Annotated in this window: 10 protein-coding genes; 9 read left to right on the top strand and 1 reads right to left on the bottom strand. The window is 64.9% G+C overall.

What is annotated here, in order from left to right; translation table 11 throughout:
* Window positions 1-97: 97 nt before the first annotated feature.
* From AC5ZG1_RS35305 to AC5ZG1_RS35265, 9 genes are all read left to right on the top strand, one after another.
* Window positions 98-1,537 (top strand): 6-hydroxynicotinate reductase, encoded by a 1,440-nt coding sequence (locus AC5ZG1_RS35305; protein ID WP_496135626.1) that lies wholly within the window; start codon window positions 98-100, stop codon window positions 1,535-1,537.
* Window positions 1,534-2,439: a UPF0280 family protein gene (locus AC5ZG1_RS35300; RefSeq protein ID WP_496135625.1), complete on the top strand. Its 906-nt coding sequence runs from the start codon at window positions 1,534-1,536 to the stop codon at window positions 2,437-2,439. The genes AC5ZG1_RS35305 and AC5ZG1_RS35300 overlap by 4 nt, the downstream gene beginning before the upstream one ends.
* 34 nt (window positions 2,440-2,473) lie before the next feature.
* On the top strand, window positions 2,474-3,058 hold the full coding sequence (locus AC5ZG1_RS35295; protein ID WP_456644028.1) for an amino acid synthesis family protein: 585 nt from the start codon (window positions 2,474-2,476) through the stop codon (window positions 3,056-3,058).
* Between the two features lie 26 nt (window positions 3,059-3,084).
* The gene (locus AC5ZG1_RS35290) at window positions 3,085-4,284 is read left to right on the top strand and encodes an ABC transporter substrate-binding protein (RefSeq protein ID WP_496135624.1); all 1,200 of its coding nucleotides are present in this window, start codon (window positions 3,085-3,087) and stop codon (window positions 4,282-4,284) included.
* 167 nt (window positions 4,285-4,451) lie between these two features.
* Window positions 4,452-6,341, top strand: coding sequence for an ABC transporter permease (locus AC5ZG1_RS35285; RefSeq protein WP_496135623.1), 1,890 nt, complete (start codon window positions 4,452-4,454; stop codon window positions 6,339-6,341).
* The gene (locus AC5ZG1_RS35280; RefSeq protein ID WP_496135622.1) at window positions 6,338-7,129 is read left to right on the top strand and encodes an ABC transporter ATP-binding protein; all 792 of its coding nucleotides are present in this window, start codon (window positions 6,338-6,340) and stop codon (window positions 7,127-7,129) included. Before AC5ZG1_RS35285 ends, AC5ZG1_RS35280 begins: the two co-directional genes overlap by 4 nt.
* Complete coding sequence (locus AC5ZG1_RS35275; protein WP_496135621.1) at window positions 7,126-7,830, top strand: ABC transporter ATP-binding protein; 705 nt, start codon at window positions 7,126-7,128, stop codon at window positions 7,828-7,830. Before AC5ZG1_RS35280 ends, AC5ZG1_RS35275 begins: the two co-directional genes overlap by 4 nt.
* A gap of 24 nt (window positions 7,831-7,854) precedes the next feature.
* Window positions 7,855-8,310, top strand: a complete 456-nt coding sequence (locus AC5ZG1_RS35270) for a MarR family winged helix-turn-helix transcriptional regulator (protein WP_028164318.1) — start codon at window positions 7,855-7,857, stop codon at window positions 8,308-8,310.
* 99 nt (window positions 8,311-8,409) lie between these two features.
* Window positions 8,410-9,609 carry a DUF1236 domain-containing protein gene (locus AC5ZG1_RS35265; RefSeq protein WP_496135620.1) on the top strand — a complete coding sequence of 400 codons (1,200 nt, stop codon included), beginning with the start codon at window positions 8,410-8,412 and terminating at the stop codon, window positions 9,607-9,609.
* Window positions 9,610-9,737: 128 nt separating this feature from the next.
* On the opposite strand, the gene AC5ZG1_RS35260 is transcribed toward AC5ZG1_RS35265, so the two are convergent.
* On the bottom strand, window positions 9,738-10,934 hold the full coding sequence (locus AC5ZG1_RS35260; RefSeq protein WP_496135619.1) for an amidohydrolase family protein: 1,197 nt from the start codon (window positions 10,932-10,934) through the stop codon (window positions 9,738-9,740).
* Window positions 10,935-11,304 lie beyond the last annotated feature (370 nt).

Genomic DNA, 11,304 nt, shown 5'->3' with positions numbered 1-11,304 from the left:
ACCTGCGCGCAGGATCATTCGTATACGAACGATATCCCCGATGATTGATATCCCGGGGACCAGATGACGCCGCCTCCCAACACCAGGCTTGTTCGCGATGGCCGACGTTGCCGCTTCTGACAAGATCCGCTGCGATGCCTGCCCGGTGATGTGCTACATCAAGCCGGGCGCGGCGGGCGCCTGCGACCGCTATGCCAATCATGATGGGAAACTGGTGCGCGTCGATCCGCACATCGTGCTGTCGCGCGCGCTCGAGCATGGCGGGCGCGTTGTGCCGTTCCAGGCGAGCGGCGACTGGGACGGCAAGATCGTCCACCAGCGCGATATCTTCGTCACCGCGATCGGCGCCGGCACGACCTATCCCGATTACAAGCCGGCGCCCTTCATCGTGTCGTCGGAAATCGACGGCGTCGATATGGTCACCGTGGTGACCGAAGGCATCTTCTCCTATTGCGGCGTCAAGGTGAAGATCGACACTGACCGTTATCTCGGCCCGGAGACCGCCGCAGTGCGCGCGCAGGGCGAGGTGGTCGGGCATGTCACGACAAGCGAATACGGTTCGCAGATGCTGTCGCTCGGCGGCGTGCATCATCTGACCGGCGGCTCCAAGAAAGAGGGCCGCGTCACCTGCGATACGCTGATGGATCTTTCCAACTGCAAGCCGGTGGAACTTACGATCGACGGCGGCGCCACCGTCGTGGTGCAGGCGGGCCAAGCGCCTGTTGTCAACGGCGTGCAGGAAGAGCGCATGCGCGTCGGCTGCGGCTCGGCCACCATCGGCATGTTCGCCAAGCAATGGCACGGCAAGGTCGACGAAGTCGTTGTGGTCGATGACCACATCACCGGCGTGCTCTCGGAGCACCAGGCCGGCAAGCTATTGGATATTCCCGACACCGGCATCAAGATGAAAGGGCGTCGCTCGACGCCCGGGCGTTATTTCCAGGTCGCCGAGCCCGGCACGGGCTGGGGCGGCACCAGGATCTCCGATCCGCTGTCCGTGCTTGGCCCGTTCGATCCTAAGGATGCGCGGCCGGGGCTGACCATGCTGATGGTCTCGACCACCGGCGAGCATGCGGCCTATTACGTGCTCGACGAGGCGCTGCGGCCGATCGAGCAGGAGATGCCGGCCGAGCTGAAATTCTCGGTCGAGCGCATCCAGGAGAATTGCGAGCCGGCGCTGTGCACCGTGCTGTTCATGGCCGGCGCGGGCGGCTCGCTGCGCGCCGGCGTCACCGACAACCCGGTGCGGCTGACGCGCTCGGTGAAGGACGCGCTGACCCGCGTCACCAGCGGCGGCGCACCTGTCTATGTCTGGCCCGGCGGCGGCATCACCTTCATGGTCGATGTCACGCAGATGCCGATAGGGGCATTTGGCTACGTGCCGACGCCGGCGCTGGTGGCGCCGATCGAGTTCACGCTAAGACTTTCCGACTATGCGGCGCTCGGCGGCCACATGGATTACGTGCGGCCGCTGTCATCGCTCCGCGACAGCGCCGAGATCCGGCCCATGCTCTTCACTTCGGGGAGGCGACCATGACGAGACGTCCGCAAATCGCGCTTCTTCCTGATGGCAAGCGGCTGCATTTGCAGGACGGACCGATCGATCTGATCGTGGAGGCAACGGGAAGCGAGACTGCCGTGCGCGCAGCCTATGATGCGGCGGTGTGCCGCTTCACCGGCCTGCTGGACGGGCTCTGCATGGAGCTCGGCGAACTGCGCAAGGCGGCCCATCCGATGCACTGCGCGCTCGAAGGCGTCATCGCCCGCCGCATGCATGCTGCGGTGGCCCCGTTTGCCGCCGACCGCTTCATCACGCCGATGGCAGCTGTCGCGGGCAGCGTGGCGGAAGAAATCCTCGGCGCGATGCTGGAGGCAGCATCGCTCGATCGCGCCTATGTCAATAATGGCGGCGACATCGCCCTGCATCTTGCCGGCGACGAGCAGTTCACCGTCGGCCTGATCGACCGTCCCGATAGCCGCGGCCTGCTGCAGACCATGGTCATCCACGCCGACGATCCCGTCCGCGGTATCGCCACCAGCGGCCGTCACGGCCGCAGCTTCTCCTTCGGCATCGCCGATGCCGTCACCGTGCTGGCGCGGACCGCCTCGGAAGCCGATGCCGCCGCGACCGTCATCGCCAACGCCGTCGATCTGCCCGGGCACCCGGCGATTGTCCGCCGTCCGGCAAACGAATTGCAGCCCGACAGCGACCTCGGCCCGCGCCTGGTGACGCGGGAGGTCGGCACATTGTCGGCTCGCGAGATCACCGATGCCCTTGAAGCGGGTGCGGTTTGCGCGCGACAATGCCTTGCGGCAGGATTGATCGAGAGCGCGGCGCTGCGCCTGTTCGGCGAGACGGCGATCGTGCGGGCGCGTGCGCTTAAGGTACCGGAATCGCAACTCGTTCATGAATGCGCGATAGAGACTACGCGGGCCTGATCAAACAGGGCCGAACACAACAGGGCGGAAACCGATGAGTGCCATCATTCGCAAGATCGTCACCGTGGTCGAGGAGACCCACATCGAGATGGGTAAGACCATCGCTCCGCCGACCCGGCGCGCGGCGGCGATCGCGGTAATCGAAAACCCCTTTGCCGGCCGCTATGTCGAGGACCTTTCGTCTCTGATCGCGATTGGCGAGGAACTCGGCGAATTGCTGTCGAAACGAGCGGTGGCGGCGCTCGGCATCGAGGGCTCCAAGGCGCATTCCTATGGGAAAGCCGCCGCCGTCGGCGAAAACGGCGAGCTCGAACATGCGGCCGCGATCTTGCATCCCAAGATGGGAGCGCCCGTCCGCAAGGTCCTGAGTAAAGGAGCCGCATTGATTCCATCCTCGAAAAAGCGTTCTGGTCCGGGGACGACGCTGGATATCCCGCTGGGGCATAAGGATGCGGCTTTCGTGCGGAGCCATTTCGATGGCATGGAGGTGCAGATCAACGACGCGCCGCGGGCCAACGAGATCATGGTCGCGGTCGCCGTGACCGACTCTGGGCGGCCGCTGCCGCGCGTCGGCGGGCTGACGGTCGCGGAGATCAAGGGCGAAGACGGTTTGAGATAATTTTGTTGGACATCGGAGGGTAAGGGATGCGGAATTATTTGATTGGGGCAGGGCTCGCGGTCCTGGTTGCGGGCATGGCGAATACTGCCATGGCCCAGAGCGAGATCAAGATCGGCGAGATCAACAGCTATTCGCTGTTGCCCGCCTTCACCGAGCCCTATCGCAAGGGCTGGCAGCTCGCGGTCGAGGAGATCAACGCGAGCGGCGGCATCAATGGCAAGAAGCTGGTCGTCATCTCCAAGGATGACAATGGCAAGCCGGCGGATGCGCAGACCGCGGCCAACGAACTGGTCTCGAGCGAGAACGTCGCGATGCTCGCCGGGACCTTCCTCTCCAATATCGGGCTCGCCGTCTCTGACTTCGCCAACCAGAAGAAGGTATTCTTCCTCGCCGCCGAGCCGTTGACCGATGCCATCACCTGGCCCAAGGGCAACCGCTATACCTTCCGTCTGCGTCCCTCGAATTACATGCAGGCGGCGATGCTGGTCGAGGCCGCCGCGAAACTGCCGGCCAAGCGCTGGGCCACCATCGCGCCGAACTATGAATACGGCCAGTCCGCCGTTGCCGTGTTCAAGAAGCTGATGTCGGAGAAGCGTCCCGACATTGTCTGGGTCGACGAGCAGTGGCCGCCGCAGGGCAAGATCGACGCCGGCCCGGTGGTGCAGGCGGTTGCCGCCGCCAATCCGGAAGCGATCCTCAACGTCACCTTCGGCGCCGACTTGGTCAAGCTCGTGCGCGAAGGCAACACGCGTGGCCTGTTCAAGGACCGCGCGGTGGTGAGCTTCCTGACCGGCGAGCCGGAATATCTCGATCCGCTGAAGGACGAAACGCCGGAAGGGTGGATCGTCACTGGCTACCCCTGGTACGATATCAAGACGCCGGAGCATGAGGCGTTCCTGAAGGCCTACCAGGCCAAGTTCAAGGATTATCCGCGGCTCGGCTCGATCGTCGGCTACCAGACCATCAAGTCGGCGGCGGCGATCCTGACCAAGGCGAACTCGACCGATCCGGAGAAGCTGATCGCGGCGACCGAAGGCCTGTCGGTGCCGTCGCCGTTCGGCGAGATCACCTTCCGCAAGATCGACCACCAGTCGACGCTCGGTGCTTACGTCGGCAAGACCGCGCTGAAGGACGGCAAGGGCGTAATGGTGGAGTCCTCCTACAAGAAGGGCTCCGACTATCTGCCCGCCGATGCCGAGATCGAGAAGCTCCGGCCGAAGGATTGATGGATGATCTCCTCCCTCTCCCCGCTCTTGCGGGGAGAGGGTCGGGGTGAGGGGCTGTCTCCACGAGTCGCGCTCGCGGAGAGAGCCCCTCACCCGAATTGCTGCGCAATTCGACCTCTCCCCGCAAAGGCGGGGAGAGGTGACCCAGCCTCCAACCTGGACCGCCGATGGCCTTTTACGTCGTTCAGTTCCTGACCGGACTTGCCAGCGCCGCCTCGCTGTTCCTGGTCGCCTCGGGGCTGTCGATCATCTTCGGCGTGACGCGGATCGTGAATTTCGCGCATGGCGCCTTCTACATGCTCGGCGCCTACATCGCCTTCACGCTCACCGAGCGCTTCGCCGGCGCGCTCGGCTTCTGGGGTGGCATCGTTGTCGCCGCACTTGTCGTCGCCGTGGTTGGCGTGCTCGTTGAGATGGTGCTGCTGCGGCGCATCTATCATTCGCCCGAGCTGTTCCAGTTGCTCGCGACCTTCGGCCTCACGCTGATGGTCCAGGATCTCGTCGTGCTGATCTGGGGCCCGAGCGATCTCGTCGGCCGCCGCGCGCCCGGCTTCAAGGGCGCGGTCGATTTCTTCGGCCAGAACATCCCGAGCTATGACCTGTTCCTGATCGTGCTCGGCCCTGTCGTGCTCGGCATCCTCTGGCTGCTGTTCCAGCGCACGCGCTGGGGCGTCCTGGTGCGCGCGGCGACGCAGGATCGCGACATGGTCGCAGCGCTTGGGGTCAACCAGAAATGGCTGTTCACCAGCGTGTTTGCGGTCGGCGTCTTCCTGGCTGCGCTCGGCGGCGCACTGCAGATCCCGCGCGATGCCGTGCATCATGCGATGGACTTGCGCATCATCGTCGATGTGTTCGTCGTTGTCGTGATCGGCGGCCTCGGCAGCATCACCGGCGCCTTCGTCGCCGCGGTGCTGGTCTCCGAGCTCAATGCCTTCGGCATTTTGATCTTCCCGAAGATCTCCATCATCCTGGTCTTCCTGGTGATGGCGGTCGTGCTGATCGTCCGCCCGTGGGGCCTGTTCGGCAAGCCGGAGGCGCCGGCGCGCCGCACGCCGGGCCTCACCGTCAATCCGTGGCGGCCCTGGACCTCGAACGAGCGATTGGCCGCAATCGCCGCCCTGGTCGTGGCTGCCGCACTGCCGTTTTTCGCCGGCAATTACGCGCTCACCGTCGGCTCGGAGATCGCGATCTTCGTGATCTTCGCCGTCAGCCTGCATTTCCTGATGTCGGTCGGCGGTCTCGCCTCGTTCGGCCATGCCGCCTATTTCGGCCTGGGCGCCTATGGCGTCGCCTTCCTCGCTAAACTGGCGGGGCTGCCGATGATCGTGTGCCTCGCGCTTGGCCCGCTATTGGGCCTCGTCGGTGCCGCCGTGTTTGGCTTCTTTGCCGTACAGCTCTCCGGCGTCTATTTCGCGATGCTGACGCTCGCCTTTGCCCAGATCGTGTGGTCGATCGCGTTCCAGTGGGTGGCGGTCACCGGCGGCGACAATGGCATCCTTGGCGTCTGGCCGGAGAAATGGGCGGCGAGCCCGTCGCACTTCTACTGGCTCTCGCTCGGCATCGCGGCGCTGGCAGTTCTGATCCTCCGCATCATCGTGTTCTCGCCCTTCGGCTTCGCATTGCGCGCGACGCGGGATTCGCCGCTGCGCAGCGAGGCTGTTGGCATCAACGGCAAGCGCATCCAGTGGACCGCATTCGTGATCGCAGGCACCGTGGCTGGTCTCGCCGGCGCGCTGTTCGCGTATCTGAAAGGCAGCGTCTTTCCTGACAACATGGGCATCTCGCTCTCGGTCGATGCGCTGGTCATGGTGCTGCTCGGCGGCGTCGAGACGGTGTCCGGCGCCGTGGTCGGCGCCATCGTCTACAAGGCCTTGAACATCTGGCTGGTCAGCCAGACCGACTGGTCGAAACTGGTGCTTGGCGCCTTCATCGTGCTGATCGTCGTCGCCTTCCCGAAGGGCATCGTCGGCACGCTGGAATCGATCCTCAGCCGCCGCCGCAAATCGTCATCGTCGAACTCGCCGCTTCTCGCCTCGCGCATCGAGACCGCCGAATGAGCATGGTCCCCACATTGCTGTCGGTCGAAGGCCTGACCAAGTCGTATGGCGGCGTGCACGCCGTGCGCGGCGTCTCGTTCGAGCTGCGCGCCGGCGAGATCCTGGCGCTGATCGGTCCCAACGGTGCCGGCAAGAGCACCTGCTTCGATATGCTCAACGGCCAGAACATCCCGGACTCCGGCCGCATCACGATCCTGGGCGAGGACACCGCCGGCAAGAAGCCGCGCGCGATCTGGCGGCTCGGCGTGGGTCGCACCTTCCAGATCACCGCGACCTTTCCCACCATGACCGTGCGCGAGAACGTGCAGGTCGCGCTGGTCTCGCACCGGCACCAGCTTTTCAATGTCTGGAGCTCGACGCCGAATTTCGCGCGCGAGGAGGCAGGCCGGCTGCTCGATCTCGTCGGTATGGGCGCCTATGCCGAGCGTCCCTGCGGCGAGCTCGCCTATGGCGACCTCAAGCGGCTCGAGCTCGCGGTTGCACTCGCCAACCAGCCGAAGCTGTTGTTGATGGACGAGCCGACCGCCGGCATGGCGCCGCGCGAGCGCATCGACTTGATGCGGCTCACCGCCACGATCGCACGGGAGCAGTCGATTGGCGTGCTCTTCACCGAGCACGACATGGACGTCGTGTTCGAGCATGCCGACCGCATCCTGGTGCTCAACCGCGGCAGCCTGGTTGCCGAGGGATCGCCTGAGGAAGTCCGCGGCAATGCGCAGGTGCGCGCCATCTATCTCGGCGAGGGCCTGGTCTATGACGCGCGCCACCGCGACGGAGCGCACGCATGAAACTCCAGGTCAGCGATCTCAACAGCTTCTATGGTCCGGCGCACATCCTGTTCGATATCGCGCTCGATGTCGGCGAAGGCGAGGTGGTCGCGCTGCTCGGTCGCAACGGCGCCGGCAAGTCGACGACGTTCCGCTCCATCGTTGGCCTGGTCGAGAACCGCTCGGGGCGCATCCTCTTCGAGGGCAGGGATGTTTCGCGCGAGCCGACGCACGCGATCGTGCGCGGCGGGCTCGGCTATGTGCCGGAGGAACGGCGCATCTTCACCGACCTGACGGTCGAGGAGAATCTCGAAGTCGGCCGTCAGCCGAAGCGCGCCAATGCGCCATACTGGACGCGCGAAAAACTGTTCACGCTGTTTCCGAATCTCGGCGAGATGCGGGGACGCGCAGGCGGGCGCATGAGCGGCGGCGAGCAGCAGATGCTGACGATTGCGCGCACGCTGATGGGCAACCCGTCGCTGGTGCTGCTCGATGAGCCCTCTGAAGGCCTGTCGCCGAAGATCGTCGAGCAGATGGTCGACGCGATCCTTGCCATGAAAAAGGAGGGCGTGAGCATCGTCGTCTCCGAGCAGAACCTGCATTTCGCGCGCCTGATCTCGGATCGCGCCTATATCATCGAGCGCGGCCGCATCTGCTTCGGCGGCACGATGGCCGAGCTCGATGCGCGGCCCGATATTCGGGACGCGCATCTGTCGCTGTGATGGGCGACGGTGGGAGATTCAATAATGGCCAGGAATGGGGGCGCGAAACGCAACCCGAAGCCGCAGAAGATCAGCTACGTTCTGGACGAGCAGATCGGCTTCTTGCTGCGCCAGGTGTGGCAGCGCCACGCCACCATCTTCGCGCGTGAGATCGGCGTCGAGCTAACCTCGCCGCAATGGGCGGCGCTGTCGAAGCTCGCCGAGACCGGCTCGTGCTCGCAGAACCAGCTTGGCCGGCTGACAGCGATGGATGTCGCCACCATCAAGGGCGTCATCGACCGCCTCACGGCGCGGGGCCTGACCGAGACCAGTTCCGATCCTGAGGACGGCCGTCGTTTGCTCGTCAGCCTGACCCGCGCGGGCCAGCAGACGGTCGAAAAAGCTGCGCCGAACGCGCTGGCGATCACCAAGGAAACGCTGGCGCCGCTCGATGGCAAGGAGCGCGAGACGTTGATCGCGCTCCTGAGCAAGCTGCGCTGAAGCGTCCAGAGTCCGCCGGATTGTCGGCGGAACAAAACCCGGCGGCTGACATTGCTAAGGTTCAAGAGGCGGGCAGAGGAACCAACAGGAGTTCCCCCAATGAGGATGAATTGGCTTTACACAACGGCAATCGCCATGACCATCGGCGCCAGCGCGGCCATTGCGCAGGCGCCGGATCAATCGCAGAAGCGCGAGGAGAGCCCTCGCGCACAGGCGCCCACGGCTCAGTCGAAAGACATGGATCGTTCGGGCGCCCAGTCCAGGGAGATGGACCGCTCCGGCGCCGCCGATCGCGCGAAGGAGCGCGCTCAATCTGAACAGAAGGGCGGCACCAGGGACATGCAGCGCGGCGAAGGTTCGTCGCCCGCTGAGCGGAGCAAGCAGGCTCAGGAGCCGCAAGGGCGTGAGAGCAAGGAGCCGACCCGGCAAAGCCAGGATCAGGATCGTCGCGAACGACCGCCAGCCAGCGCGTCGCAGCAACAGAGCAAGGAAGATCAGCAAGGTCGCAACGCCAAGGAGACCACCGAGCAGCAGCGTGGTCGCGAGGACCGCACTGGACGTGACCGCGCGCAGGACGCCAGGCAGCCTGCCGATACCAGGCAGCAGAGCCAGCAGCAGATGGACCGCGACCGCAGGGATCAGCGCGATCAGGCGGGACAGCCCTCCGGCACGTCGACGCAGCAGCAGAGCTCGCGGCCGAGCGACACGACGCAGGACCAGGCCACAAGGACCGGCCAAACGTCTGGACAGGCCGGTCAGCGCGCTGCAAACGTCAATGACGACCAGCGCAAGCAGATCGTGGATCAGCTACGGAGTGATCGAACGGCAACCCGGACCTCCAATGTGAATGTCAATATCGGCCAGCCGTTGCCGCCGAGTATCCAGCCTCACCGGCTGCCGGCAGACATCGTGCGGATTGCTCCGCAATATCGCGACTACGATTACACGCTCGTCGACGACAGGGTCGTGATCGTCGATCCGCGGCGGCACGAAGTCGTCGACATCCTCGACGAAGGGCCGGGCTATGGCGGGGCCGCAGCCTATGGCCGCGAGCGCATCGTCATCAGCGACGACATGCGCACGAGGTTCAGGGAGTTGGCGCGCGGGCCTTCGACCACGGTCGGCTCGACGACCTCGTCGGGCGGAACGTCGGCATCGAACTGCCTGTCGCTGCAGCCCGTGCCAGAGGAGATGGTGCGCAGCAATGCCGAGCTCAGGAACTATCGCTATCTCGCTGTCGGCGACCAGATCGTGCTGGTCGATCCGCAGCAGCAGAAGATAGTGCAGGTGATCGAGTAGGCGCGCCCGCACCCCGTCATTCCGGGGCGCGCGTAGCGCGAGCCCGGAATCCATTTGGCCGCGCACTCTGCGGCGAGATGGATTCCGGGCTCGATGCTTCGCGATGCCCCGGAATGACTCCGGAGCGGTTACCGTCCCATAATCTCCGGCACTTTGCCCGCCGGCGGCGTATTCCTGCTGCGCTGGGTGCGGACGATGCCGTCGATGATAGTCATGCCGATGCCCGGCAGATCGCCGAGCTGCACGCTCTCCAGGATATTCTTGCCTGGCGAATGCTGCGCCTTGTCCATCAGCACGAAATCCGCCGCGCGGCCGACTTCGACCAATCCGCAATCCAATCCGCGCATCCGCGCGGTGTTGCCGGTGGCGAGGCAGAACGCGATCTCTGCCGGCAGTTCGCCCAGCGAGGACAGCATCGAGACCATGCGCAAAATCCCGAGCGGCTGCACGCCGGAGCCGGCGGGCGCATCGGTGCCGAGGATGACGCGGTGAAGATCACCCATATCGCGCGCGATGCGCAGCGTGTAGAGCGCCGATCGCTCATTGCCGTTGTGAACCAGTTCGAGGCCGCGCTTGCAGCCCTCGCAGATGCAGCGGATCTGGTCGTCCGGCAGGGCGGTGTGGCCGCCGTTGATGTGGCCGACCACGTCGGTGTCGGCCTCCAGCACCACATCCTTGTCGATCAGACCGGAGCCGGGGATCGAGGGGCCGCCGGTGTGGATCGTGCTCTGGATGCCGTATTTGCGCGCCCATCCCACCATCTTCCGCGCGGTCGGGCCGTCCTTCACGCCGCCAAGGCCGACCTCGCCGAGCAGCTTGACGCCGGCGGCGGCCATTTCCTTGAAATCCTCTTCCACCATCTCGCATTCGATCACCGGCGCGCCGGCGTGCACCTTCACGCCGCCGGGCCTCAGTGTCCAGAATGCGCGCTGCGCGAAGATAGCCATCGCCTTGAGGCCCACGACATCACGTGGCCGGCCCGGCATGTGGACTTCGCCCGCGGAGATCATGGTGGTGACGCCGCCATGCAGGTAGCTGTCGATCCAGTTGACCTGGTTCTGCCGCGGCGTCCAGTCGCCCGCAACAGGGTGGACGTGGCTGTCGATCAGCCCGGGCGCCACCGTCGTGCCATTGGCATCGACGATGGTGGTAGCGCCTTCGGTGTCGACATCCTTGGCGCGGCCGATCGCGGTGATCTTGCCGTTCTCGGCCACGATGGTGTCGGCATCGAGGATCGGCCGCTCCAGCGCCCCCGACAGCAACAGCCCGATATTGCGGATCATCAGCTTGCTCGGTCCGGTCGCCTCCGGTGCATCGTGGGCCATGCTCTGTCCTTTTCGCTCAATCCCTGCGCCGCGCATTGTGCCCGCGGCCTGACGTGCCGATCAAGTCGGATTGTTTATTAGTACACGAATGATCGTCGTCGAAAAGCCCCTTGCCGAGGGTGCGGCGGCTCGCGCCACCACCTCCGTCATTGCGAGCGCAGCGAAGCAATCCATGTCTCTACTTGCGGCGCTATGGATTGCTTCGCTGCGCTCGCAATGACGATGTGGCTATTTTGGGTGCGACATAACAACCCGACGGGCAAATCAGCAAAAGTCTGTCCAGTCCTCGCGCAAAAAACATTCCGCTTTCGCCGTCGGGCAAATCAGTGATTTAACTCCGCGCGTCTCAGCGCGAATGAGGGGCGGGTCG

The organism is Bradyrhizobium sp. Leo78 (assembly GCF_059512425.1).
The sequence above is the reverse complement of the archived record's forward strand: the minus strand, read 5'-3'. Positions and strand labels throughout refer to the sequence as shown.